This window comes from Chryseobacterium sp. L12 (genome assembly GCF_056133985.1).
This window is the reverse complement of the sequence record NZ_JBVYOF010000001.1, coordinates 407764-432464: the sequence shown is the minus strand read 5'-3', so window position 1 is coordinate 432464 and position 24701 is coordinate 407764. Positions and strand designations below refer to the sequence as shown.

Here is a 24701-nt window from a genome sequence, read left to right as displayed (position 1 = left end):
CTTTGACTAAAATTTCGGCGCGGCGGCAAAGCCGCCGCGCCGAAACGCATAAATTCTTCATTTATCTTGAGAATATTACATTTTCATTTTAACAAAATAGAAAATCAGCAACGTCCAGCTCAGAATCATCAATAATCCTCCAAGCGGAGTGATTGGTCCGAGAAATTTCAGATTCATCCCGAAATAATCCTGCATGCTCAATCCGTAAATACTGAAAGAGAAGAGAATTGTTCCGAAAATCATCAACCAGGAAATCCAGTTTTCGGTTTTGGTTTCAAATTTCAAAATGTAGCCTACAATTAATAGAAAAAAAGCAGCATACATTTGGTATCTTACGCCTGTTTCAAAACTTTCCAGTCTTTCCACAGATAGTATTTTTTTCAAAGCGTGTGCTCCGAAAGCGCCTAGAATGACAGATAGCATTCCGTAAACAGCTCCGAAGACTAAAGTGATTGTTTTCATTATTAAATTCTTTATTCTGTACTTGTCTTTATTGGCAATATATGTTCTGTGATTAGAATGTAATTAAAATATTTTTTATTCATTTCATATAAAACTATAGCGGACAGATAAGAAAACTCCTCATCTCCAGATATTGGTTTTATTTTTTTTTAAGTATCCATCTGTATCCAAAATAAAATAAATTTTTGCAGACAAAGGAATTTCATTGAACTCTTTTAACTTAAGTGACTGAAAATAGCTAAGAAAATTCTGGTTAATTTCATTTCTACCGGCAGATAGATTTTCATAGCTACCTCTTTGATCGTTTGGAATTCCTAAAAATTCAATTCCAGAAAAATCTTCACTATCTCTAAGTTTATTTATTCTTTCAACCTCGTTTGGATAATCTTTCAAATAGGCCATTTTTTTTCCAATTAATGGATGCTGATTGTTTAGTGTATTTAACAATTTTTTCAGTTCTTCTATTTTTTTTATTTTACATAATTGTAATTCTTTTTTGTACTTACCGTAATCTAACCTCGCTAAGGAATCATGTACTTTTTTCTCAGTTTTACTTTGTTTTTCGAATATAACAGGGTGTTTAAGAATGTACTTTTTATACAATTCCGATTTATTCTCCTGAAATTGAGTGTATATTTTTTCTCTTTCTCCTTTTACATCCAATATTTCCTTATCACTTTGTGCAAAAGAAAAATTAAATAAAACAGGAACTAATATGATGATTATTCTTTTCACGTTATTATCTACTTCTCAACTTTTCCAATTCCGCAATCACTTCGTGATGACTCACCGTTTTATCTTTAAAGTAGGTCACAAAATATTGCTTTTCCTCTTCCGTTGCGTTAAACTGATTCAGAATATTGAAAAGGTGCATTTTCATATGTCCTTTCTGAATTCCCGTTGTAACCAAAGAACGTAATGCTCCAAAATTCTGAGCCAGTCCGGAAACCGCCAGAATACTCATTAACTCCTGAGCCGAAGGCTTTCCAAGAAGTGCTAATGAAAATTTTACCAACGGATGAAGATTGGTCAATCCGCCAACAACACCAACAGAAATCGGAAGATCAATCCAGAATCTGAAAATTCCGTTATCAATGGTACAATGTGTGAGAGATGAATATTTTCCGTTTCTCGCTGCGTATGCGTGTGCGCAAGCTTCAGTTGCTCGGAAATCATTTCCGGTAGCAATGACAACGGCATCTACTCCATTCATAATTCCTTTATTGTGAGTTGTTGCACGGAAAGGTTCAATTTCAGCAATTGTAACTGCCTGTTTAAATTTCCAGGCAAATTCTTCATTAGAAATTCCGCTGTCATCTTTCAGATCTTCAATTTTGCAGGAAACTTCAGCTCTTACAATACAATCCGGAGTGAAATTGGACAGAATATTCATCACAATTTGCAAAGAATTTTTTTCTTCCTGAGAAAAATCTTCGCTTACCGCCACTTCCTGTTTCAATGTTTTACCAAACTGCTCCAGACAGGAATTGATGAAATTAGCTCCCATCGAATCCACCGTATCAAAACTTGCTTTCAGCTGATAATAGTTTGGCATTTCGGAGGTTTTATCAACCAACTTAATGTCCAGAATCCCGCCGCCGCGTTTTCTCATATTTGCGGTGATATCTTCTGTTGCTTGCAGCAGTTTTTTCTTTAGTTTAAAATTGAAAAAATGAAGAAGTTTATGAGCTTCCACATCAAAAATAAAGTGGGTATGTCCCAGTTTTTCATTGTTGATGATCGTTGTTTTAAAACCACCTTTATCAATCCAGAATTTTGCTGCTTTTGAGGCTGCTGCTACAACGGAGCTTTCCTCAACTGCCATCGGAAGTGCAAACAGCTTTCCGTCAATCAGGAAATTCGGAGCAATTCCGTAAGGCATATAAAAATTGGAAATGGTATTTTCGGAAAACTCGTCGTGGAGCTTCTGCAAATCAGCATTTTCGTTCCAGTATTGGTTTAATATATTTTGATATTCTTTGTTTCCTTCGAGATACTCGTTTATGAGCCAGTCGATTTTTCCCTGCTTCGTTAATTTGGAAAAACCTTCAACGGGTTTATGATTCATATGTTGTTTTTGTTTTTTCTTAATAAGTAATATGTAAATGCTCCCGCAATTTCATAACATAAAATTGATACGTGTAAATATACTAATTTGTCTCTTTAAAGCGTTGATAACTTCTATCAAAAAAGATTGACATTTATCAATTTTGGAACTAAATTTGACAAATTGTAATTAAAATTAAAATCCGTTTACGCCATTATGAATTTCGACCGCATAAAAGAAAAACTTGAAATACTTGCAGATGCTGCCAAGTACGATGTTTCGTGTTCTTCCAGCGGTGGAAAACGAAAAAATAACGGTGGTCTGGGAGACAGTTCTGCAAGCGGAATCTGTCATACTTATACTGAAGACGGACGTTGTGTTTCGCTTCTGAAAATCTTATTGACCAATCATTGCATTTACGATTGCATTTATTGCGTTTCCAGAAAATCAAATGACATCAAACGTGCAGCTTTTACAGTAGAAGAAGTTGTGGATTTGACCATCAGTTTTTATCGGCGAAATTACATAGAAGGCTTATTTTTGAGTTCAGGGATTTTCAAAGATGCGGATACAACTATGGAACGTCTGGTTCGGGTGGCAAAAAAATTGAGAACCGAACATAAATTTAATGGTTATATTCATTTGAAATCGATTCCCGGAGCAAGTGATGATTTGATGAATGAAGCGGCTCTGTATGCAGACCGACTGTCTGTCAATCTTGAAATTCCGACAGAATCCGGATTGAAATTGTTGGCTCCTGATAAAAACCGCGAAGATATGCTTCAGCCAATGCGAATTGTTCAAAAAGGCATCCAGCAATATAAAGACGAGAAAAAAATTATCCGTAGCGCTCCGAAATTTGCACCGGCAGGACAATCCACACAAATGATTGTAGGTGCAACCAACGAAAATGATTTGCAAATCATCAAAGTTGCCGATCATTTTTATAAAAATTACGGAATGAAACGGGTTTATTATTCGGGGTATATTCCTGTAACGGTTGATAATCGTTTGCCTGCAATAACTTCGGAAGTTCCTGTTTTGAGGGAAAACCGTCTTTACCAATCAGATTGGCTGATGAGGTTTTATGGTTTTAAAGCAGATGAAATTCTGGATTTTAATATGCCTTTTCTGGATTTGGAAGTAGATCCAAAATTAAGTTGGGCGTTGCGACATTTAGAACAATTTCCTGTTAATTTGCAGACAGCAGATTATAAAATGATTCTTAGGATTCCTGGAATTGGTGTAAAAACTGCGCAAAAAATTGTGAGCGCAAGACAGTTTCAGGTTTTGAATATTGATCATCTTAAAAAACTGGGAGCAGCCGTTAACCGTGCAAAATATTTCATTGATTTCACTTACGGAAATCCATTTTTAAAGCATTTAACGGACTTAAATTTAAGAAAGTTGATTATTGGCGGAAGTCAGTCCAAATTTCAGAATCAGTTTTCTCAGCAATTGACCTTATTTTAGAATACAAAAGCTTCGACTCCGCTCAGCCTGACAATTCGTAGATTAAAAAAATAGTATTAGAAATGTTACACTGAGTGTTTCTACTTCGCTCAATGTAAACTTAGTCGAAGTGTTCAAATCAATTGTTCATATTTGCTAAATTTAGACATAATTTGTAACTTCGAAAAAAGATTTTGTAATGAATGTCAGTTTTACAAAAAAGCAGGAAGAATATATTTCAAAACAAATAGAATCGGGCGATTTTCAAAATGCAAGTGAAGTTGTGCGGGATGCTTTACGCCTTCACGAAGTTTATCGGCATAAAGTAATTCAAGATTTGAAACTTGAGATCGAAAAAGGCTGGAATAATGAATCGAGTTCCCGTTCTGTAAAAGATATAATCCAAGCCAAAAAGCAAAAGAAAAGTAATGTCTAAAGAATTCTATATTTTATCTGAAGCTGCTGATAAAGATTTGGAAGACATTTTTGATTATACTTTGGAAGAATTCGGTTTTGACCAGGCGGAAAAATATATTTTAGAAATCGAAGAAATTTTTCAAAAGTTAATTCTAAATCCGCAATTATGGAAAAAGCGGGATGAAATAAAAAAAGGTTTATACAGTTTGCCAAAAGATAATCATATTATTTTTTATCGGATTTTGGATAGTCATATCAGAATTGTTAGAGTGCTTCACGGAAGCCGGGATGTTCCAAAATATTTTTAATAATGTGATTTCTTAGACAGAAGGCTTCGGCTCCGCTTAGCCTGACAGCGCTAAATCTTTCAAACACTACAACTCTCAAATCCTCCAACTCTACAACTCAACAATGACAACCCTTCTCTACGACGGCAGTTTCGATGGACTTTTTACAGCGATATTTGAAGTTTTTGAATATCGTTATAAAGACGTGGAAATCCGAAACCGGGAAAATTTTGTTCAGGAAAATATGTTTGCGGAGATCCACGAGGTTGTAACACAGCAGGAAAAATCTGAAAGAGTTCTCAATAAACTGGAAAAAAGTATCGGAAAATCGGGAATTAATGATTTGCTGCGTGTTTACCTTTCTGAGGATAATGAATTAGAGAAATTAATTTTATCTGTGGTGAAGCAATCTGTGACATTCCCGGAAGAAAATGTTCTGAAAAATTTTGCGAATGATGATATTTTGAAAATTGCTAAAATCTGCAAATCTGTAAGCAGAGAAAGACACAGAATGACTGCTTTCGTTAGGTTTGAGAAAATGCAAGACGATATTTATTTCGCAAAAATTGATCCGGATTTTAATGTATTACCTTTAATCAGAAAACATTTTAAAGACCGATATGCGGATCAAAAATGGATGATTTATGATTTGCGACGACATTACGGATTGTTCTACGATTTGGAAAACTGCGATTTTTTTTATCCTGATGAAAGGTTAGATTTAAACCAATACCAGCAAAAATTCCACGAAGAAGAAAAAAAATACCAAACCCTTTGGCAAAGTTATTTTACTAAAACGAATATTAAAGAACGAAAAAATACAAAGCTTCACATTCAGCATGTTCCGAAAAGATATTGGAAATATCTTACGGAGAAATGGTAATTCCAATATTGGTCATTCAAAAAGCAATATTGTATTACATCACAAAAATTTATACAGAAGTTCGTTATATAAAATCAATTTGTTTCTATTTTTGCAATAAATAAAAAAATATGTTGAATATCCAAAGTTTCGTTTTCAATTTTGCCAGTGAGAATACATACATTATTTATAATGATAATAAAAATGCATGGTTGATTGATCCCGGAAATATGAATGCAAAAGAAACTCAGACAATTGAAAAATTCGTTTTGGATAACGGACTGAATATTCAAAAAATTCTGCTTACACATGCTCATATTGATCATATTTTAGGACTGCAGTGGGCTTTTGACACTTATAAAGTTCCTGTTCTGATGCATAAAGAAGATAAAGAAGTACTGGATATGTTTCAGATCAGCGGCATGAGATTCGGAATTGATCTTGAACACATCAATGTAGATCTTCAATACATTGAAGAAGGAGATGAGCTTGAGCTTGAAGGAGAAGTTTTTACGGTGTATCACGTTCCTGGACATTCGCCGGGAAGTATTGTTTATCATAACAAAATTCAGAAATTTATTATTTCCGGTGATGTTCTGTTTGAAGGGAGTATCGGAAGAACAGATTTATACAAGGGTAACTATGAACAGCTTATTGAAGGCATCAAGTCTAAACTTTTTGTTTTAGATGACGAAACAAAAGTTTTTTCCGGACATGGAAATCCTACGAAAATCGGGTTTGAGAAGGAGTACAATCCGTTTTTTAAATAACTCCAGTAAAATTAAATATCAATTAATATTGCAATTTCAGGCATAATAAATTTCATTTTTCAGCAATCTTAACTGTATTATATAAAATTAGAAATAAGATTTTATGAAGATTCAATTTTCCATCCTATTTATTTTTCTCTGGTTTCTTGGCAAATCTCAGATAAAAAACAACCAAAACGATACATTCGTAAAGGATAATTTCACTAAAAGAGAGTTTTATATTCCAATGAGAGACGGAGTTAAGCTCTTTACCTCAGTATACATCCCGAAAGACATTTCAAATAAAAACAAATATCCATTTTTGATGCAGCGTACTTGTTACAGCATTGCACCTTACGGTGAAAACGAATACAAAACAAAACTGGGTCCTAATCAATTTCTTATGAAAGATAAATACATTTTTGTTTTTCAGGATGTAAGAGGAAGATACATGAGTGAAGGAACTTTTACCAACATGACTCCGCAGGTAGATCGCACATCTAAAAAAAATGTTGACGAAAGCACAGATACTTACGATACTATAGAATACCTTTTAAAAAACATTAAAGATAATAACGGAAAAATTGGTCAGTACGGAACATCATATCCTGGTTTTTATACAGCCGTAGGAACTCTTTCTCAGCATCCTGCTTTGGTGGCATCATCACCTCAGGCTCCGATTTCTGATTTCTGGAATGATGATTTTCTTCACAATGGCAGATTTATGCTGGGATATTTCAGGACTTTCCCTGTATTCGGAGTTCAGAAAACAAAACCTGAAAATAAAGCCTGGTACACCGATTCAATGATTAAAACATTTTCTGAAGACGGTCTTAAATTTTACAGAGAAATGGGAACTTTAAAAGATGGATATGAAAAATATTACAAAAATAATTTTTTCATGACAGAAATTATGAATCATCCCAATTACGACGATTTCTGGCAAAAAAGAAATCTGCTGCCCCACCTGAAAAACATCAGTCATGCGGTGATGACTGTGGGAGGATGGTTTGATGCCGAAGATCTTTCCGGACCGCTGAATATTTATAAAACCATTGAAAAAACAAGTCCAAAAGCCAAAAACACTATCGTAATGGGTCCCTTCTCTCACGGAGGATGGTCCAGAGAAGATGGAAAACATTTTCATAATCAAATTTATTTTGGCGACAGCATCGCAACCTATTATCAGAAAAACATCGAAACAAAATTTTTCACTCATTATCTGAAAGGAAATACGAAACAAGATGCGGGTTTACCTGAAGCTTTAATGTATGACACCGGAGCAAAAGAATGGCGTGAGTTTTCGGTTTATCCGCCAAAAGAATCAAAAAAACTACAGTTTTATCTAGCGGGAAAAACATTAGGAAACAAATCCGGAACAGGTTTTTCAGAGTACTACAGTGATCCTGAAAACCCTGTTCTCAGCTCGGTCAGTCTAAAAGATTTCAATGGCTTCACTCCGAAAAATTACATGTCTGAAGATCAAAGATTTGCTGTGGGAAGACCCGATGTCCTCACTTTTACTACTGATGTTCTTACAGAAGATCTCACTTTTGCCGGAGAAATTATGGCAAAACTGAATATTGCCTCTACATCAACAGACGCAGACTTTGCGGTAAAACTGATTGATGTATATCCTGAAGATTTCAAACCTGCGGAAAAGAAAGAAGGTGTTATCTATGGAAATTACCATCAGATGGTAAGAAGTGAAATTATGCCTGCAAGATTCCGAAACTCCCGTGAAAAAGCAGAAGCAATTATTCCAAACCAAAAAACAGCCGTTAATTTCAGGTTACAGGATGTTGTTCATACCTTTAAAAAAGGGCATAAAATTCAGATTCAGATCAGCTCAACATGGTTTCCTTTATTTGCGATAAATCCGCAAAAGTTTATGGAAAATCCAAATTTTGCTACCAAAGAAGATTATACAAAGGCTTTTGTTAAGATTTTTGAAGACAGCATGATTGAAGCAGATGTTTTAAAGTAAATATTTTAGGCAACAAATTAATCTCAGCTTGTGACGGATACAGTCTTAGATTAAAGTTAATAAACAAAAAAGAGACTGTTCTTTTGCAGTCTCTTTTATTTTTGTTTAAACTTATTTTCCTGAAGCACTTTTCTGACCGTAATTTTTTTGATATTCCTTTACCGTCTTCCCTTTCCCGTCATGTCTCCATCCCGGAGCATTAAAAATGTAATTAATTCTGTCTGAAAACTTTAATCCCGGCTGTCTGAGATCTTTCCATATTTTGCGCCATTCATAAAAAAGAACAGTATCCGGCTTGTTGTCGGGCATTTTAGGATAAATCCCGAATTTTACAGGAGTTTGAGGATCTTCTTTCTCAAAAGTTCCAAATATTTTATCCCAAACAATAAGGCACATTCCCATATTTCTGTCGAGATATTTGATATTGCATGCGTGATGAACCCTGTGATGTGAAGGTGTTACCAAAATATACTCTAAGATTCCCAGACTTTTTACCGTTTGTGTATGAACCCATGTTCCGTATACTTGACCGATAGCATAAACAACCATGATATGCCAAGGATTAAAACCCAAAAACGCTAACGGACAAAAATATAAATATCTGTATAAAGGCTGTAAAACCGGACTTCGGAAACCCGTCGTAAGATTGAAATAATCTGAATTGTGATGAGTAATATGAACTGCCCAAAAGGCTCTCGAATGATGGTCTACATAATGCAATACATAATAGGCAAAGTCAGTGAGTACAAAACAGATCAGCCAATACCAGATGGTAAATTCCCAAGTAAAAAAACTTAGATTATAAAAAAAGAACATCACTGTCATTGCGAAGACTTTCATGACAAGATCTAACCCAAAATTCATCACAGCAAGACAAACGCTTGTTGCAACATCTTTCCCGTTGTATAATTTAGCTTCAGAATAATGACTATAAATCATCTCAGCCAAAATTACAGTAACAAGAATGGGAATTGACCAGGCATAAACACTTTCCAGACCATCTTCTCCCATAAAAAAATCCATCATTATTATTCGCTATTTTTACAAATGTAGAATTTTATGGAAATACCATAAATTCTTTTTTACTATTTTAATGAAAATTTAATCGAAAATTGATCGAAGAGATTTCAAAATGTATTAATATTCCTAACGTTTCTCAAAGTTTATATTACTTTGACTCAATGTATTCGACTGCACGCTTTGTGCTAAGATGATATTTAGTGTAGAAAACCCAATATTTTCCAGTAATACGATCCTTTTTAAATATCAGATCATCACCAGAAGGTAAAACAGTAACTCCATACGTTTTTCCCTCAAAATAATATTTTTGAGAAGAAACTGTTAAAGTTAAAAGATCAGATGTAGTGATAAAATTATTTTTCTCCAGTTTAAGACGGTTATGTTTCAAATCCGAACAGATTTCATCAGCAATTGAATGACAAAGTCTGTTGTCAGCAAAAAAGAATAATGGAAAGCCTAAGAAAAAGAATACACTCTTTAAGCTGTCTTTCTTTTTAATCTTGTCGTAAATAAAGTATATAAATGAAAATATTATGAAAACTACGCTGAAATAGAACAAGCACAGCTAAAAGAAAGTCATTACTCTGCGGATTTATTTGCCAATTGTCCGCACGCAGCATCAATATCTCCACCACGGCTTTTTCTTACTACACAGACAATACCTGCATTTTCAAGCTGACGGATATAGTTTTCTTCAGCCTGTTTATTGCACTGATCGTATTTTCCGTCACCGATAGGATTATACTGAATTAAATTAACTTTTGAAGGAACCTGTCTGCAATATTTAATTAATGCTTTAATATCTTCATCGCCGTCATTAATTCCTTTCCATACACAATATTCAAAGGTAACAACAGAACCTGTCAGCTTATACCAATACTGTAGAGCCTCCATAATTTCCGTTAGTGGAAATTTATCAGAGAAAGGCATAATTTCATTACGCTTAGATTCAATGGCTGAATGAAGAGACAACGCTAACTTCACCTTCAGTCCTTCATCTGCCAACATTTTGATCATTTTAGGAATTCCGGATGTAGAAACGGTAATTCTTCGTGGTGACATTCCCAAACCTTCAGGCTGGGTAATTTTTCTAATGGCTTCCACCACATTTTTATAATTCATCATCGGCTCTCCCATTCCCATAAAAACGATGTTGGAAAGCGGTCTGTTGAAATACATTTTGCTCTGACTGTCGATCAAAGCAACCTGATCTACAATTTCGGCAACTTCTAGATTCCTCATTCTTTTGAGTCTTGCTGTAGCACAGAACTCGCAGTTCAAAGAACATCCTACCTGTGAAGAAACGCAGGCTGTTGTCCTGGTTTCCGTCGGAATCAAAACAGATTCTACCAATAATCCGTCATGAAGTTTTACACCATTTTTTATGGTTCCGTCTGTACTTTTTTGCAGTAAATCTACTGAAACAGGATTAATGATATATTCCTCAGAAATTCTATCCCGAAGCTGTTTTGAAAGATTGGTCATCTCATCAATTGAATGAAGATTTTTACTCCACAGCCAATCATAAACCTGTTTCGCACGAAAAGGTTTTTCTCCCAAAGAAACAAAGTAATCTTTGAGCTGATCTAGTGATAAAGTTCTTATGTCTTTCATTTCAGTTGATCGGTTGTAGATGACAGGTTGCAACTAAACTAATACCTGCAACCTGTACCTATTATCTTTTTATAGAATTAACATTGCGTCTCCGTAAGAGTAGAATTTATATTTTTCTTTTACAGCTTCTTCGTATGCATGCATAACAAAATCTTTACCTGCAAACGCAGCAATCATCATGATTAACGTAGATTTTGGCGTATGGAAATTTGTAATCATAGAATTAGCAATTCCAAAATCATGTGGAGGATAAATAAATTTATTTGTCCAGCCTTGAAATGCAGATATTTTTTTATTTGAAGAAACTGATGTTTCAATAGCTCTCATTGTTGTAGTTCCTACAGCACATACTCTTCTGTTTTCCTGCACGGCTCTGTTAATGATTTCAGCATTTTTCTCATCAATAATCACTTCTTCAGATTCCATTTTGTGCTTAGAAAGATCTTCAACCTCAATTGGGTTGAATGTTCCCAAACCAACGTGAAGAGTAATTTCAGCAAAGTCAACTCCTTTTATCTCAAGTCTTTTCATCAAATGTTTTGAGAAATGCAGACCTGCAGTAGGTGCCGCAACAGCTCCTTCAATTTTTGCATAAATAGTCTGATATCTTTCTGCATCTTCCGGCTCAACCTCTCTTTTGATATATTTAGGAAGCGGAGTTTCTCCCAGCTCTTTCAATTTAGCTCTGAATTCTTCGTAAGACCCATCAAATAAAAATCTTAATGTTCTACCTCTTGAAGTAGTATTGTCAATTACCTCAGCTACCAAAGATTCATCTTCGGTAAAGAATAATTTGTTGCCAATTCTGATTTTTCTTGCAGGATCTACCAAAACGTCCCAAACACGGGTTTCTTTGTCTAATTCTCTTAAAAGAAAAACTTCAATTTTTGCTCCTGTCTTTTCTTTGTTTCCGTAAAGACGGGCAGGAAAAACTTTGGTATTATTGAAAATGAACAAATCTTTTTCGTCGAAATAATCAACTACATCTTTAAAAAGTTTATGCTCAATGGTTTCAGTTTTTCTGTTAAGAACCATTAATCTTGCTTCATCTCTGTGCTCTGAAGGATGTTCTGCCAACAACTCAGCAGGAAGGTCGAAATTAAAATCGGATGTCTTCATTTTTTAAATTACGGTTTAAAAATTATGTAAAATTACAGACTGTAATTTTTGGAGGTGCAAATATACGATATTTTGAAGGGTTTGTCAAGTTTTTGTTTTTTGAGAATAAATGGGTTCTAAACAAATTCCAATATCTTCCTCCAGTCATCTAATTTCTTTTCAAAAGAAATAGTGTGCAGCGGACTTGTTGACGGCAGTAAATAAAATGGTATAAGAGGGCTTTTACCTAGCATTTTCTGCAAATTTTTGTAAGATTTGCCTCCGTTACAGAATATTGCTTGAATATTAGGACATTCTTGAAGAAGTTCCGGGATCTGATTGGCTTCCTCGTTTTTAATTTCAGAATCCAAACTGCCTTTTCTTTCGCAGGAATCAATAACGTCCCATAATGCAATGTGATGTTTCTTCAGAACATTAATCCTTTGAACATAATCTTCTGTAAATTCTTCATTAAACAACTCAAAAATAATTTTCCAGAATTTATTTTGAGGATGACCGTAATATTGCTGTTTTTCCAAAGATTTTACCCCGGGAATTGATCCTAAAATTAAAATTTTAGAACTAGTGTTTATAATTGGAGGAAATGATGAGATCCGGTTTTGCATAATTTAATACGAAATTTGGTATAAACCTGAAATTCTGAAAACAAAAAGCGGGCTAAAGCCCGCCTTATTAATATTAATTTGCCTGTTCGAATTGTTTTAACCACCCCGTCAAAAATTCTACGAATTTTTGACACCCCTCCAAAGGAGGGGAATTTTCGTTTAATTTTAATTATAAAGTTTCTTTCAGCCAGTCAAAAAATTCTCTTTGCCAAACCAAACCATTTTGAGGATGTAAAACCCAATGGTTTTCGTTCGGGAAATACACAAATTTAGATTTTAATCCTTTCAGTTTTGCTGCCTGAAAAGCTTCCTGTCCCTGTTCATAGCCCACTCTGAAATCAATTCCACCCTGGATAATCATGATTGGTTTATTCCATTGATCTACAAAATTGCTTGGGTTAAATTCTGTATAAGCTTTTGGAAGTGGTTTTTCCCAAGGTGAACCCAAATCCCAGTTGGCAAACCAAAGCTCTTCCGTCGTTAAATACCATGATTTCATATCAAATAATCCATCATGAGCAATAAATGTTTTAAATCTGTTGTTATGAATTCCTGCCAACATGAATACGCTATAACCACCATAGCTCGCTCCTACTGCCGCTACTCGTTCACCATCTACATAAGGTAATGTTTTTGCAAAATCTGTAGCTGCCAAATAATCTCTCATGGGTTGTCCGCCCCAGTCTCTTGAGATTTCTTCGTTCCATTTTGTTCCCCAACCCGGCATACCTCTTCTGTTTGGCGCCACTACAATATAGCCGTTTGCTGCCATCAAAGAGAAATTCCATCTTGTGCTGAAAAACTGCGTTAATGCAGATTGAGGACCACCCTGACAATAGACAAGGGTAGGATATTTTTTATTCGGATCAAAATTTGGCGGATAGTGGAACCATACACCCATTTCTTTTCCGTCTGAAGTTTTCACCATTTTGAGCTCAGATTTTCCCTGAGCTAATTTCGCATAAACATCTCCGTTTGCATCGGTAACCTGCTTCAGTTCACCATTTTTCAGATTTACAGAATAAATTTCTGAAGCATGATTAATGTCTGTTTTTGAGACTAAAAGTGAGGATTTCTGATCAGCAAAAATTTCATTGATATCAAAATTCCCTTTCGTAATCTGCTGAATTTTTGAACTTTTAGGATCTAAAGAAAATAATTGTTTAGTTCCTTTAAAAGCTGCCGTAAAATAAATAGATTTAGAATCTCCGCTCCAGAATACATCACCGGTAACGCTTTCATCCCAGTTTTTTGTGAGATTTGAAGTTTTACCAGACTTACAGTCCATCAGCTTAATGTCATTTTTATCGGCTTCGTAGCCGTCTCTTTCCATACTTTGCCAAACCAAAGACTTTCCGTCCGGACTAAACTTTGGATTAACATCATAGCCTTTGTTAGATTCAGTTAAGTTTTTAGTGGTTCCTGAAGCTAAATCATAAGCAAAAATATCTGTATTTGTGCTTGTTGAGTATTCTTTCCCACTTTTTGGTTTTGTAACAAATAAAAGCTGTGAAGAATCCGGGCTAAAGATAAAATCTTCTGCTCCTCCGAAAGGTCTTTGCGGAGAATCCCACATTTTATTTTCCAGTAAATCTTTTGCCGAATCTACATTTGAAGAAACATCAACCACGAAAACATGATTGTATTTTCCTTCATTAAAATAATCCCAGTGTCTGTGATTCAAATCGGTATAAACTTGCGCTGTAGTTTTTGGAGTATCAGAATATTTGTCTTTACCCATTACTTTTTCTACCAAAACCTGCTTGCTGAAAGCTATTTTCTTTCCGTCCGGAGAAACAACAATATTATCAGCTTCACCAATAGTATAAAATTCGGTCCAGGTTTTTCCGTTATCTTTTGAAAGATGAATTTTCTCGCCTTCCTGAGCATAAAGTCCGTTTTTATCCCATTGAATCAAAGATCTTTTTCCTAAATCAATTTTCGCTGACTGATGATTAACAATATTTAAAAAATAATTTTCATTTTTTGTCTTTTCTGTTTTTAAATCAGTTTGTCCTATTTTATAAATAAGCGCAGCATGATCCGGAGAAACTGCCTGAACTCCGACTTTTTTTAAAGTCCAAAGAATTTCGGGCGTCATTACTTGTTGTGCATTCATCAGAAGAGGAGCTGCCAAAGCCAGCAGACTATGTTTCAATTTCATATTACATACATTTTTTAGATTTTGAATTAACAAATTCAAAGATTGCCAAAGTTAATATTTAATACAAAACTATACGAATGAAAATAGAAAATTCGTTTCAAATCTGCTATTTGAGTATTTAAATGAATTTAATTTCTGGAATCTACCTAAAAATCACTTATTACAAAACTATAAATGAAAAATCCCGCTTACAACTGCGGGATTATATTAAAAAATAATTTCTTCGTTTTCTTCTTCATGATCATCTTCATTGTCGCTTCTGCTGTACAGCTTGTTTTCCTCATCAGGAAGCTGACTGATGATCTGCTCAAAGTTATCGTCATCTTCGGCTCCCGGAACATCCAATCCGTAAGGCATTTCATCATTTACATGATTGGGATTGGTAATAGGATTACCGTTTCCATCTAAAGGAATGTGTTTTTCTCTGTTGAAAATATCTTCTCCCGGATTATAATCCATTTCCTTTAGTTTTCTGTTTTGCTCATTAATATTATCTTCCATAATGCTATTTTTTTGGTATGAAAGTAACAAGACAAAAATGATTCCAATTACCTACAAGTTTTTATTTTAAACGAATCAGCTCTCCTTTTCTTTTCACTAAATTTTTATAATCCCATTGAATTTCTTTTGATTTTCTAAGCCAGCGGACAACATCTTCTTTATTAATTTCATTCAGATCATTATAAAATACTGATGCATCCTGAAATTTATTTCCTTTACTATTCAATTGTTCTTCATCAAAAGATTTTCCGCTCCAAAACATGAGACGAACTCCATTTTTTTGTTTACTGTAACCGACAATAGGATTTTCATCTAAAAACCAGACCGGATGCGAATGCCAGATTTTGCTTTCGGCTTCGTGAAGCTCATCACCAATCAATTCGGCAAGAAAACAACAAATCTCTTTGTCTGAACTTTGCTGACCTTCGTTATATTGATTAATTTCAGGATCTATCATCGCTACTGATTCGTATTATTGAGCATCGGAACAAATTTATAAGCTCCGAATTCTTCTTTTTCAATTTCCGTTGGCGAAATTTTGGTAAATCTGTACAAAACCTGTTCATCTGTAGGTCCTAAAGGAATGACCATTTTACCGCCCACTTTCAGTTGTTTTAAAAGCTCTGTAGGTAAAACTGAAGCTCCGCAGGTCACAATAATTTTATCAAAAGGAGCAAAAGTAGGAAGACCAGCAAAACCATCTCCAAAACTCTGAAACTTTGGGTAAAAATTCATTTCACGAAGTTTATTTTTAGAAAAATCAAACAAATCTTTTTGTCTTTCCACTGTATAAACCAAAGCTTCCATTGCAATTAAAACTGCCGTCTGATAACCGCAACCTGTACCGATTTCCAAGACTTTTTCTCCAGGTTTAAGCTGCAGAAGTTCTGATTGCTCTGCCACCGTGGAAGGATGTGAAATTGTCTGATGCGCCAAAATAGGAAAAGCACGATCTTCGTATGCGAAATCTTCAAAAATACTTTCGATAAAAAGATGCCTCGCAACAGCATTCATTGCAGCAAGAACATTTTCGTCAGAAATCCCGATTTTCCGTCTGAGATATTCAATCAAGTTCTTTCTTTTTCCCTTGTGTACAAATGAATCTACCATATCACAAAAATAAGAAATTTTGTTATTTATTGACTGCCCTTAGTTGACGGTTTTCAAATTTCTGATAACTGTCAACCAACAACAATCAACAAATTATTATCTTTACAAAAATTTGAAAACTATGTTAAAAGCAGGTTTGGTAGGAGCCGGACATTTGGGAAAAATACATTTAAGACTTCTGAATGAGTCTACAGAATATCAACTGATTGGATTTCACGATAAAGATGCAGAAAACGGAAGAAAACTGGAAGCCGAACTTGGCTACAGGTATTTTGAAAATTTTGATGATCTTCTGAATGAAATTGAAATGCTGGATATTGTAACTCCTACAATCTACCATTATGATTATGCATTAAAAGCTATTGAAAAAGGTCTTCATTTTTTTATCGAAAAACCGGTTACACAAACTCTGGAGCAGGCTCAGGAAATTGTGTCTCTTTGCAGAAAAAATGCTATTAAAGCTCAGGTAGGACATGTTGAAAGATATAATCCTGCCTTTATTGGTGCAAAAGATTATATTCAGAATCCGATGTTTATTGAAATTCACCGTCTTGCTGAATTTAATCCTCGCGGAACTGATGTTTCTGTGGTTTTGGATCTCATGATTCACGATTTGGATATTTTACTGAGTGTTGTAAAATCTCCTGTGAAAAACATTCACGCAAGCGGCGTATGTGTAGTAAGCAAAACACCTGATATTGCGAATGCAAGAATTGAATTTGAAAATGGCTGCGTAGCCAACCTTACTACTTCCAGAATTTCTATGAAAGCCATGAGAAAAAGCCGCTTCTTTCAAAAAGACGCTTATATTTCTGTTGATTTTTTAGAAAAAAAATCTGAAGTAATCCGCATGAAAGAAGCACCCGAAAATCCAACTCCATTTGATATGATTATTGAAAATGCGGAAGGTGAAAAAAATCAGATTTTATTTGAATATCCAAACATTCAGCCTAATAATGCTATTTTGGATGAACTAAATTCTTTTGCGAAAGCTATTACTGAAAATAAAAATGTAGAAGTTTCTCTGGAAGACGGAACCGAAGCTCTGAAAGTAGCTCTTGAAGTGATGAAACTGATCAGTTAATTATATTTTGATCCTTTTTTCTAAAAAAAAGACTGTACATCAATAATGTCTGAAAGAAGACATTTCCCAGAAATATAAGAATCAGCTGATATACAGGCAAAGGCAGATAAAACGGCAGAAGCTTATTGAAAAAAACTGCCGGAGTGCTTATTATATAGTGAAGGAAATAGAACGGATACCTAAGGTATTCGTTCTCAAAATCTGTAAGAAAAGCGTTATATAATACAGAATAAATTACATCAAACAAAAGAATTGCGAGGTAAAGCAGAGAAAATTTTTTCATCTTTTGTCTGATGTAATTTTTATTTTAGAATTAATTAAAAGCCTCAATAATTTTAGAGAAATCTTCTACTTTAAGAGCTGCACCACCAATAAGACCACCGTCAATATCCGGTTGAGAGAAAATTTCTTTAGCATTATCCGGTTTTACAGAACCTCCGTAGAGAATGGAAATTTCTTCCGCAACTTCCTGTCCGTATTTTTCAGCAATACAGTTTCTGATATGTGCATGAATTTCCTGTGCTTGTTCCGGAGTTGCTGTTTCACCGGTTCCGATTGCCCAAACCGGTTCGTAAGCGATCACCACTTTTTTGATTTCTTCAGCTGAAAGTGTGAAAAGTGCAGTTTCTGTCTGGGTTTTTACCACATTGAGATGCTGCCCTGCTTTTCTTTGCTCTAAAGTTTCCCCATTGCAGTAAACAGGAATCAAACCTTTATCTAAAGCCAATTTTACTTTTTTATTGCAGCTTTCATCAGTTTCGCCATGATATTGTCTTCTTTCAGAATGACCAATCAGAGAACCTGTTGCATCAATAGATTCAAGCATATCTGCAGAAATCTCGCCTGTGTAAGCTCCGCTTTCGTGTTCGCTCATATCCTGAGAAAAAACTCCGACTTCATCTTTTTCAAAAATATCTTTTGCCATCATCAGATACAAAGAAGGCGGTGCGATCCAAACTTCGCAATTGGCAGCATTGTTATTTTTATAGCTTAATAACTGCATCATCAATTGTTGAGCATCAATGACGTTTTTGTTCATTTTCCAGTTTCCTGCAACTATTTTTCTTCTCATAGTTTATTGTATTGTTGTTTTAAATGACATTAATCCTGCTTTTTTCTTTAATCCAATTTCCAAAGATTTTTCAGAAGTCTGTAGAAAGTGTGTTCTTCATCTGTTACTATCTCATCTGCTTTTATTAAGGATTTTGCAAACTCAGCAAACTTAATACGTTCGTTTTCCGTAGAATCTTCCAGAAAACAACGTGCATGAAATTCAAAATGGTCTTTCCATTCTTCAGGCTGAAGCAACGCTATTGTTTCCAGCTCATTATCCAAATTCATTTTGAAAGGAAATTCATCAGCAAGATAACGCTGAACCATCATTCCTTCTTCCGGCGCAAATTCTCCGTCTACAGAAGATAGAATCATTAACAAATGATAACCGGCTATTGATTTATTTGATTTATGCATTGTTTTATATTTAGCTTAAATTTTATGTTTAATATTTTTACGCAGTTAAAACTGAGAATTTATCATTCAGCCACCGTTTAGTCAACATAGTTTTTTGCAGGCTGTTTGTCTACAATTTTACCATTTTCCAAGACAACTACAAACGGATTGCTTCTGGCAATGGTTTTTATAGCCGTACCATCCATCAATGTATTTTTGATCGTTTTGAAAGTAGCAGGATTGGTAGAAATTCCGTAGACCACATTGGCTTTCTGAGCTTTTACCTTAGTTTCTACTTTATTCAAAAGCTCTTTAGATACTTCTTTTGGATGATATGAAAAAACAAGAATTGCTTTTGGAGCATTGATGATCTCCTGTGTTAAATCTACTCCTGTCGGATCTTCAATTTTAAATTTCGCTATTTCAGATTTGTAACCTTCTTTTACCAAAACCGATTCGTTTTTCCCTTCTTCTATTTTCCACGGTGTACCCTCTTCCCAATATTTAGATTCTTTCACATAATCATCCTGATTCACTCTGATTATTTCATTTGTCTTTGTGTTTTTCATGGAATAAAAAGTTTTGTAGACCGACTGGTTCCTGCTGATTTTTTCTTTCTCAGCTTTCAGATCTGTTCCTACTTTGTAATCTCTGAAGTCAATAATTGGCTCATTGATAATTCCATGAGCCATAATGAAGATCATTATTCCTGTGAAAATTCCGAAAAATACAGATTTAAACTTATTGTTTTCAGGCTTTTCGGTGTAAGCACCATATGAATCCTTTTTTACGAAATCTTTTCTATAGAGCACGAATAAAACAATTAAGCCTGCTAAAAGAACAATATCCTTCACAAAACTTTCCCAAGGTGTAAATTTTATAGCATCACCAAAACATCCGCAATCGGTGACTACATTATAATAGGCTGAATAAAAGGTGAGAAATCCGAAGAAAATACATAAGGCAATCAATGCAGAGAGTGTAAATCTGAGCTTCATTTTCAACAAAAGCATAAGTCCCAGAAAAAGTTCCAAAACCACAACAATTACAGAAAAAATAAGTGCAAATTTTTCCAGAAAAGGCATATTGAAAACAGAAGGCGAAAAATATTCTTCCATTTTAAAAGAAAAGCCAACCAGATCTACCGCTTTTACAAATCCCGAAAGAATGAAAATAACAGCAATAATAAAGCGTAGTAAATTTTTTATCATTTTTAAATGGTTTTAGGTTCAGGTTTTTGTGTCTGTTCCGAAAATTTAATCAGGCAGAAAACTGCATAATTCAGCATATCAAAGTAATTGGCATCCAGACCTTCAGAAACCAGAGTTTTGCCCTTATTGTCTTCTATCTGCTTGGTTCGTAAAACTTTTTGATAAATTAAATCCGTAATAGATGAAATTCTCATATCCCGCCACGCTTCGCCGTAGTCGTGATTTTTCTTTTCCATCAAAGATTTAGCTTCAAAGGCATATTTATCGTAAAGCTGCAATATTTCTTCTTTATTTTCATTAAAATCATCCGAAAGCCCTTTTTCAAGCTGAATAAGCCCGATAATAGAATAATTGACGATTGCAACAAATTCCCCTTCCTCACTTTCATCAATCATTTTCACATCCGTCATCTGTAAAGTACGGATTCTGTTGACTTTAATATAAATCTGGTCAGTAATCGAGCTTGGGCGCAAAACCCTCCATGCTGCACCGTAATCCTGAAGTTTTTTACTGAATAAATCTCTGCATTCCGAGATAATTTCACCAAATTGTTCTGAAGTTTTTGACATACATTTCCTTAATCTTTCAAAGATACAAAATTTTGTTTTTCAAGACAGGAGATTGGGTTACAGAGTTAGATCATTTAAAATTTGAGAGCCTAAGCATTTGGAGTTTTTAAAATTCCCCTCCTTTGGAGGGGTGGCGAAAATTTCAAGGAAATTTTTGACGGGGTGGTATACAATTAATCTTTAAATTAAAATTAATTCATCAAAAATATTAAAATATAAAAGCTGGTTGAGAGATAACCTTATTTAGCTTAATTTTGTTCAATAAAATCATCTGAACTGATGTCTCACAATAATCATTCTTTTTTATCTTCTAATTTTCATTCCGTCAACTGCAATGGAAAACTGCTGGATCTGACTTCTCCAAAAATTATGGGAATTCTGAATCTCACTCCTGATTCTTTTTCAGACGGCGGTAAGTTTAATAATGAAAAATCTGCTTTGCTGCACGCCGAAAAATTATTGAAAGAGGGTGCAGAAATTATTGATATTGGCGCACAGTCTACCAGACCAAAAGCAGAATTTCTTACCAGTGGTGAAGAAATAAAAAGAATCGGGAAAGTGATTTCTGAAATCAAAAAAAAGTTTCCGGAAGCTTTAATCTCATTGGACACTTTTTATGCCGAAACCGTACGTTTTGGTCATGATGAAGGAATTGATATTGTCAACGATATTTCCGGCGGTCAGTTTGATGAAAATATGCTGGATGCTGTTTCTGAAACCCGACTTCCATATATATTGATGCATATAAATCCTACTTATGAGACAATGCACGAGAAAATTATTTTTGATGATATTGCATTGAGGATCAATCTATATTTCACCAAAAAAATTCAGGAATTACTAATAAGAGGTATCAAAGACATTATTTTGGATCCCGGCTTCGGTTTCGGAAAAAAAGTTGAAGACCAGATGAAAATGATAGATGAAACACAGTTTTTTGGTTTCGGACAGTACCCTTTGCTTATTGGGATTTCGAGAAAATCTTTCATTTATAAACCATTGGGAAAATCCCCTTTAGACATCAATGAAGAAACTCAAAAACTTCATCTAAAAGTTTTAAAACAAGGTGCGAAAATTCTACGGGTACACGATGTAGCAGAAGCAAGAAAAACGGTTGATGAGTTCTTGAAACTTAAGTAAAAAAAACTATAACTTAATCCGAAAGGTTTCTATAATGGCTTCTAACCTAAAATCCCAATAACTTCAGTTTAAACTGAATAGCAAAATTGTCTTTGAACTTGGCTGTGTTGTAATGCCCTACTCTGTAGAAAAAACCAAGATTGAACTGGGATGACAGAAAATTATTCCACTCCAGTCCCACCTCATTGTAAAGATGATTTAATTTTTTAAAATCAAACTGATGAAATTCAGGGTTTTTCATATCTCCGATAATTCCGCGATAGATCAAATCGAAACTTGAAACATTTTTGCCAAAACTTTTAAAATACCACGGTAATCTGTGGGTGAGATACGCTCCCACAAATTTGTCATTATAATATTTTCCGCCTTCCATGGTAGCAAAACCAAGATAGGAAGTAAGGTTAAAATTGAGTCTGCTATTTGCTTTTCCCAATCCGTTCATTGTAAAATTTTTCCATAACGGTGCGTCTCCAAACACGATTCCTCCATAGGCACGCAATCCTGTAACTCCTAATTTGGTTTTAAAATTGTGTACAAAAAGTGCATCCAGCCTGCTGAAATTGAAATCTCCGTCTAAAGACCTGAATCCCTGCTCGTAATTAAAATAAAACTCAGGAAGATTTTGCTCATAAGTATATTTACCATTTTGAGTCATAATATTTTTTGAGTTAGGAGAATATTTTAGAGTGATAATAGATGATGTAATATCAAATTCATTACCCAGACCTTTATAATTATAATCAAACTTTGCATCTTCTTTTGACTTTCTGGCTGCAATATTCAGGGTCAATCCGTTGGTAAGATCATTTTCATAACTTAGTTTAAAGCCTTCATAACCGTAAAATACTCCGTTGTTGAGTGCAACACCGGAATTCATGATTCTCATTCTGAAATTCCATAAATTTTCTGAGAAACGTCCTGCAGCCATTACATCATTGAAATATTCTGCACGAAAAAAAGAATTTTTCTCTGTCGTAGTACGGATATCAACCCCTGCTCCAAACTTGAATTTTTTATCATAAATACCGTAAGCAAAATATGCATCCGGGGAAATATATCTGCTGAATTTTTCATTCAGTTTCACGCCTGCACCTAAACGGAAATGCTCATATTTGTTATATCCAACAATTCTGGCAAGATCAAAATCCAGCATTCCCAGTCTGATTTTACCTTTCAGCAATCCTGTTAATGCCTTTGCTTTCTGATCAAGTTTGTATCTGCTGCTCAGGCTGTCGATTTTTAGGTATGTTGTCTCTTCTCTTTGGGTTAAACTTTCTGTTCTGTATTGATTGATAATATTCCCGTCGGAGTTTTCGACTTCCATAGAATACCCTTTGAAATCCTGGGACTTTTCTTCAATAGGAGTTTTGAAATCGAAATAATCTGCTGTTACAAAAGCATACGTTCCAAATTGGCTTCTGGTCTGTTTTTCAGCTTCTTTTTCTTCTTTTGTTTTCTTTCCAGACTCTTCCTTGTTTGCAAACGAGGCTGCACCTAATTTAATTTTGTAATTTTCTTTTATCAGAAACCATTTATTATTGATGGGTTTCCAGATACTGGTGATGCTTCCCTCACTTTTAATTTTACTGTTGCTTTCAATTTTTTTTAATGCGTAGGTATCTTTATCTACATAGAGATAGCCGTTAAACTTTCTTTTATTGACTGGCTGCTTGTAATTAACTTCACGAAAACGGATCACATAATTTTCACGTCCGTCAATCTCAATAGAATCTGTGAGATAATAGCGGTAAAGATTTCTGTTTTCTTCTTTTATTTCTTTCGGAATATGATTTCTGTTGGATCGGAAAGCCATCAATTCGTAGATCGGCTCTTTCAGACCGGCAATCTTATTGTCCAGAACAATGGTTTTTTCGCCGTATTTTTTTGAGTATAAATTCTCCAATGCTCTTTCCCAAAGAAACATTTTACTTTCGCCCATCAGTTTCATCAGCCCGACTGATTGCAGAGAATCTTGTCTCTCCTGTTTTTTCATAGCTTGCTGAGGTAAATTTTTTAACGAATCTATCCGGTTGGCAATATAATTACTGTATGCCTTAATGCTGTCTTCATCAAAATCCAGAGATATTTTCTCATAAGATTTATAAGAATATGAATCTAAACTTTGTGGGGAATTTTCTTTATAATTATCATTGATTTTCCTTAGAATTTCCAATGCTCTCGGATCACTTTTATCCTGAAGAACCACTGTTTGAATTTCGCGGGTTTTTACATCTGTTCTGGTCATAAAAACTTCCATCAGTTTATCTACTACCGCATCATCATGGTAAAAACCTGCTGCAGAAACTTCCACTTTCTTACATTTCGTTTTGAAAACTAAAGTTCCCGACTGATCGGTTTTTCCAATCAACTGATTGTTGCATTTCACCACCGCTCCGGAAACCGCACTTTCATCAACTGCACTTTTCACCACAATTTTTGACTGCGAAAAAACGATACTGAATAATAAAGAAAATAAGATTGTAAAAATATTTTTCATAGAAACCTTTTTTCATAAGCATACATTCATCATGCTTACAAAGGTTTCTTCTGACAAAAAAAGTGCCGCAAATGATATGGTTTATGAGGAATTACAGACCGCTAGTTGAAACGTGCCATCTTATCGGCAAACTGTTTAGAAAATTCTTTCCTGTCTTCTTCCAGCTGTTCTGCATTTGCGGGAAGTATATAATTGAACAGAATTTTATCTTCAACATCCAGAAAAATGATTTCTTTTTCTTCGCCATCAATCATTTGAGCAAATACAGACCACATTGAAGTATCTTTAAGTCTTAATAATTCAAAAAACTGCTCGGCTTTTATTTCTATTTTTTTCATAAACTAATTTTAAGATT

The 24701-nt window shown here is 34.6% G+C and carries 26 protein-coding genes; 8 read left to right on the top strand and 18 right to left on the bottom strand.

The window, feature by feature from the left end; translation table 11 throughout:
• Positions 1-75: 75 nt before the first annotated feature.
• The 3 genes from AC0NBN_RS02080 to AC0NBN_RS02070 form a co-directional block, all read right to left on the bottom strand.
• Complete coding sequence (locus tag AC0NBN_RS02080; RefSeq protein WP_160811756.1) at positions 76-462, bottom strand: DUF423 domain-containing protein; 387 nt, start codon at positions 460-462, stop codon at positions 76-78.
• Between the two features lie 120 nt (positions 463-582).
• Positions 583-1197, bottom strand: coding sequence for a hypothetical protein (locus tag AC0NBN_RS02075; protein WP_143883857.1), 615 nt, complete (start codon positions 1195-1197; stop codon positions 583-585).
• A 4-nt stretch (positions 1198-1201) separates the two neighbouring features.
• Positions 1202-2530, bottom strand: a complete 1329-nt coding sequence (locus AC0NBN_RS02070; RefSeq protein WP_160811757.1) for a hydroxymethylglutaryl-CoA reductase, degradative — start codon at positions 2528-2530, stop codon at positions 1202-1204.
• A gap of 195 nt (positions 2531-2725) precedes the next feature.
• Here AC0NBN_RS02070 and AC0NBN_RS02065 point away from each other — a divergent pair, with 195 nt between their 5' ends.
• From AC0NBN_RS02065 to AC0NBN_RS02040, 6 genes are all read left to right on the top strand, one after another.
• Positions 2726-3982, top strand: coding sequence for a putative DNA modification/repair radical SAM protein (locus AC0NBN_RS02065; RefSeq protein ID WP_160811758.1), 1257 nt, complete (start codon positions 2726-2728; stop codon positions 3980-3982).
• Positions 3983-4160: 178 nt separating this feature from the next.
• Positions 4161-4397, top strand: a complete 237-nt coding sequence (locus AC0NBN_RS02060; RefSeq protein ID WP_160811759.1) for a type II toxin-antitoxin system ParD family antitoxin — start codon at positions 4161-4163, stop codon at positions 4395-4397.
• Positions 4390-4686 (top strand): type II toxin-antitoxin system RelE/ParE family toxin, encoded by a 297-nt coding sequence (locus tag AC0NBN_RS02055; protein ID WP_160811760.1) that lies wholly within the window; start codon positions 4390-4392, stop codon positions 4684-4686. The genes AC0NBN_RS02060 and AC0NBN_RS02055 overlap by 8 nt, the downstream gene beginning before the upstream one ends.
• Before the next feature lie 103 nt (positions 4687-4789).
• On the top strand, positions 4790-5548 hold the full coding sequence (locus AC0NBN_RS02050; RefSeq protein WP_160811761.1) for a TIGR03915 family putative DNA repair protein: 759 nt from the start codon (positions 4790-4792) through the stop codon (positions 5546-5548).
• A gap of 110 nt (positions 5549-5658) precedes the next feature.
• Entirely contained in the window at positions 5659-6297 is a 639-nt protein-coding gene (locus AC0NBN_RS02045; RefSeq protein WP_160811762.1) for an MBL fold metallo-hydrolase, read from the top strand.
• A 103-nt stretch (positions 6298-6400) separates the two neighbouring features.
• Positions 6401-8263 carry a CocE/NonD family hydrolase gene (locus AC0NBN_RS02040; RefSeq protein WP_160811763.1) on the top strand — a complete coding sequence of 621 codons (1863 nt, stop codon included), beginning with the start codon at positions 6401-6403 and terminating at the stop codon, positions 8261-8263.
• A 111-nt stretch (positions 8264-8374) separates the two neighbouring features.
• Here the strand turns inward: AC0NBN_RS02040 and AC0NBN_RS02035 are convergent, their stop codons facing one another.
• From AC0NBN_RS02035 to AC0NBN_RS01995, 9 genes are all read right to left on the bottom strand, one after another.
• Entirely contained in the window at positions 8375-9289 is a 915-nt protein-coding gene (locus tag AC0NBN_RS02035; RefSeq protein WP_143883865.1) for a sterol desaturase family protein, read from the bottom strand.
• Between the two features lie 142 nt (positions 9290-9431).
• On the bottom strand, positions 9432-9671 hold the full coding sequence (locus tag AC0NBN_RS02030) for a hypothetical protein (protein WP_143883866.1): 240 nt from the start codon (positions 9669-9671) through the stop codon (positions 9432-9434).
• A gap of 191 nt (positions 9672-9862) precedes the next feature.
• Complete coding sequence (gene rlmN / locus AC0NBN_RS02025; RefSeq protein ID WP_160811764.1) at positions 9863-10897, bottom strand: dual-specificity RNA methyltransferase RlmN; 1035 nt, start codon at positions 10895-10897, stop codon at positions 9863-9865.
• 69 nt (positions 10898-10966) lie between these two features.
• Positions 10967-12016: a tRNA preQ1(34) S-adenosylmethionine ribosyltransferase-isomerase QueA gene (queA, locus tag AC0NBN_RS02020; RefSeq protein ID WP_143883868.1), complete on the bottom strand. Its 1050-nt coding sequence runs from the start codon at positions 12014-12016 to the stop codon at positions 10967-10969.
• 116 nt (positions 12017-12132) lie between these two features.
• The gene (locus tag AC0NBN_RS02015; RefSeq protein ID WP_160811765.1) at positions 12133-12621 is read right to left on the bottom strand and encodes a DNA-deoxyinosine glycosylase; all 489 of its coding nucleotides are present in this window, start codon (positions 12619-12621) and stop codon (positions 12133-12135) included.
• Between the two features lie 169 nt (positions 12622-12790).
• The gene (locus tag AC0NBN_RS02010; RefSeq protein WP_160811766.1) at positions 12791-14785 is read right to left on the bottom strand and encodes an alpha/beta hydrolase family protein; all 1995 of its coding nucleotides are present in this window, start codon (positions 14783-14785) and stop codon (positions 12791-12793) included.
• A gap of 207 nt (positions 14786-14992) precedes the next feature.
• The gene (locus AC0NBN_RS02005) at positions 14993-15286 is read right to left on the bottom strand and encodes a hypothetical protein (protein WP_160811767.1); all 294 of its coding nucleotides are present in this window, start codon (positions 15284-15286) and stop codon (positions 14993-14995) included.
• A gap of 61 nt (positions 15287-15347) precedes the next feature.
• Positions 15348-15743: a DUF1801 domain-containing protein gene (locus tag AC0NBN_RS02000; protein WP_160811768.1), complete on the bottom strand. Its 396-nt coding sequence runs from the start codon at positions 15741-15743 to the stop codon at positions 15348-15350.
• A 2-nt stretch (positions 15744-15745) separates the two neighbouring features.
• On the bottom strand, positions 15746-16396 hold the full coding sequence (locus AC0NBN_RS01995; RefSeq protein ID WP_160811769.1) for a protein-L-isoaspartate(D-aspartate) O-methyltransferase: 651 nt from the start codon (positions 16394-16396) through the stop codon (positions 15746-15748).
• 121 nt (positions 16397-16517) lie between these two features.
• On the opposite strand from AC0NBN_RS01995, the gene AC0NBN_RS01990 reads away from it, so the two are divergent.
• Positions 16518-17480 carry a Gfo/Idh/MocA family protein gene (locus AC0NBN_RS01990; RefSeq protein WP_089743228.1) on the top strand — a complete coding sequence of 321 codons (963 nt, stop codon included), beginning with the start codon at positions 16518-16520 and terminating at the stop codon, positions 17478-17480.
• Between the two features lie 313 nt (positions 17481-17793).
• Here AC0NBN_RS01990 and tpiA read toward each other — a convergent pair whose 3' ends face one another.
• The 4 genes from tpiA to AC0NBN_RS01970 form a co-directional block, all read right to left on the bottom strand.
• Positions 17794-18552, bottom strand: a complete 759-nt coding sequence (gene tpiA / locus AC0NBN_RS01985; RefSeq protein WP_160811770.1) for a triose-phosphate isomerase — start codon at positions 18550-18552, stop codon at positions 17794-17796.
• 47 nt (positions 18553-18599) lie between these two features.
• A complete protein-coding gene (locus tag AC0NBN_RS01980; RefSeq protein ID WP_160811771.1) occupies positions 18600-18950 on the bottom strand; it encodes a tellurite resistance TerB family protein in 351 nt (116 codons plus the stop codon).
• Between the two features lie 77 nt (positions 18951-19027).
• A complete protein-coding gene (locus AC0NBN_RS01975) occupies positions 19028-20140 on the bottom strand; it encodes a BT_3928 family protein (RefSeq protein WP_160811772.1) in 1113 nt (370 codons plus the stop codon).
• A gap of 2 nt (positions 20141-20142) precedes the next feature.
• Positions 20143-20709: a DUF1599 domain-containing protein gene (locus AC0NBN_RS01970; protein ID WP_143883877.1), complete on the bottom strand. Its 567-nt coding sequence runs from the start codon at positions 20707-20709 to the stop codon at positions 20143-20145.
• A gap of 279 nt (positions 20710-20988) precedes the next feature.
• On the opposite strand from AC0NBN_RS01970, the gene folP reads away from it, so the two are divergent.
• Positions 20989-21849 (top strand): dihydropteroate synthase, encoded by an 861-nt coding sequence (gene folP, locus AC0NBN_RS01965; protein ID WP_474466789.1) that lies wholly within the window; start codon positions 20989-20991, stop codon positions 21847-21849.
• 46 nt (positions 21850-21895) lie between these two features.
• On the opposite strand, the gene AC0NBN_RS01960 is transcribed toward folP, so the two are convergent.
• Entirely contained in the window at positions 21896-24346 is a 2451-nt protein-coding gene (locus tag AC0NBN_RS01960; RefSeq protein ID WP_143883878.1) for a DUF5686 family protein, read from the bottom strand.
• A 101-nt stretch (positions 24347-24447) separates the two neighbouring features.
• On the bottom strand, positions 24448-24684 hold the full coding sequence (locus AC0NBN_RS01955; RefSeq protein ID WP_143883879.1) for a hypothetical protein: 237 nt from the start codon (positions 24682-24684) through the stop codon (positions 24448-24450).
• Between the last annotated feature and the right edge of the window lie 17 nt (positions 24685-24701).

Bases quoted from the DNA above. Each gene is read 5' to 3' on its own strand.
- tpiA (WP_160811770.1), bottom strand. From the start codon at position 18,552: ATGAGAAGAAAAATAGTTGCAGGAAACTGGAAAATGAACAAAAACGTC.
- AC0NBN_RS01990 (WP_089743228.1), top strand. From the start codon at position 16,518: ATGTTAAAAGCAGGTTTGGTAGGAGCCGGACATTTGGGAAAAATACAT.
- AC0NBN_RS02015 (WP_160811765.1), bottom strand. From the start codon at position 12,621: ATGCAAAACCGGATCTCATCATTTCCTCCAATTATAAACACTAGTTCT.
- AC0NBN_RS01975 (WP_160811772.1), bottom strand. From the start codon at position 20,140: ATGATAAAAAATTTACTACGCTTTATTATTGCTGTTATTTTCATTCTT.
- AC0NBN_RS01995 (WP_160811769.1), bottom strand. From the start codon at position 16,396: ATGGTAGATTCATTTGTACACAAGGGAAAAAGAAAGAACTTGATTGAA.
- folP (WP_474466789.1), top strand. From the start codon at position 20,989: ATGTCTCACAATAATCATTCTTTTTTATCTTCTAATTTTCATTCCGTC.
- AC0NBN_RS02000 (WP_160811768.1), bottom strand. From the start codon at position 15,743: ATGATAGATCCTGAAATTAATCAATATAACGAAGGTCAGCAAAGTTCA.
- AC0NBN_RS01960 (WP_143883878.1), bottom strand. From the start codon at position 24,346: ATGAAAAATATTTTTACAATCTTATTTTCTTTATTATTCAGTATCGTT.
- AC0NBN_RS02065 (WP_160811758.1), top strand. From the start codon at position 2,726: ATGAATTTCGACCGCATAAAAGAAAAACTTGAAATACTTGCAGATGCT.
- AC0NBN_RS02070 (WP_160811757.1), bottom strand. From the start codon at position 2,530: ATGAATCATAAACCCGTTGAAGGTTTTTCCAAATTAACGAAGCAGGGA.
- AC0NBN_RS02080 (WP_160811756.1), bottom strand. From the start codon at position 462: ATGAAAACAATCACTTTAGTCTTCGGAGCTGTTTACGGAATGCTATCT.
- rlmN (WP_160811764.1), bottom strand. From the start codon at position 10,897: ATGAAAGACATAAGAACTTTATCACTAGATCAGCTCAAAGATTACTTT.
- AC0NBN_RS02005 (WP_160811767.1), bottom strand. From the start codon at position 15,286: ATGGAAGATAATATTAATGAGCAAAACAGAAAACTAAAGGAAATGGAT.
- AC0NBN_RS01980 (WP_160811771.1), bottom strand. From the start codon at position 18,950: ATGCATAAATCAAATAAATCAATAGCCGGTTATCATTTGTTAATGATT.
- AC0NBN_RS02055 (WP_160811760.1), top strand. From the start codon at position 4,390: ATGTCTAAAGAATTCTATATTTTATCTGAAGCTGCTGATAAAGATTTG.
- AC0NBN_RS02040 (WP_160811763.1), top strand. From the start codon at position 6,401: ATGAAGATTCAATTTTCCATCCTATTTATTTTTCTCTGGTTTCTTGGC.
- AC0NBN_RS02010 (WP_160811766.1), bottom strand. From the start codon at position 14,785: ATGAAATTGAAACATAGTCTGCTGGCTTTGGCAGCTCCTCTTCTGATG.
- queA (WP_143883868.1), bottom strand. From the start codon at position 12,016: ATGAAGACATCCGATTTTAATTTCGACCTTCCTGCTGAGTTGTTGGCA.
- AC0NBN_RS01955 (WP_143883879.1), bottom strand. From the start codon at position 24,684: ATGAAAAAAATAGAAATAAAAGCCGAGCAGTTTTTTGAATTATTAAGA.
- AC0NBN_RS02060 (WP_160811759.1), top strand. From the start codon at position 4,161: ATGAATGTCAGTTTTACAAAAAAGCAGGAAGAATATATTTCAAAACAA.
- AC0NBN_RS02050 (WP_160811761.1), top strand. From the start codon at position 4,790: ATGACAACCCTTCTCTACGACGGCAGTTTCGATGGACTTTTTACAGCG.
- AC0NBN_RS02045 (WP_160811762.1), top strand. From the start codon at position 5,659: ATGTTGAATATCCAAAGTTTCGTTTTCAATTTTGCCAGTGAGAATACA.
- AC0NBN_RS01970 (WP_143883877.1), bottom strand. From the start codon at position 20,709: ATGTCAAAAACTTCAGAACAATTTGGTGAAATTATCTCGGAATGCAGA.
- AC0NBN_RS02035 (WP_143883865.1), bottom strand. From the start codon at position 9,289: ATGATGGATTTTTTTATGGGAGAAGATGGTCTGGAAAGTGTTTATGCC.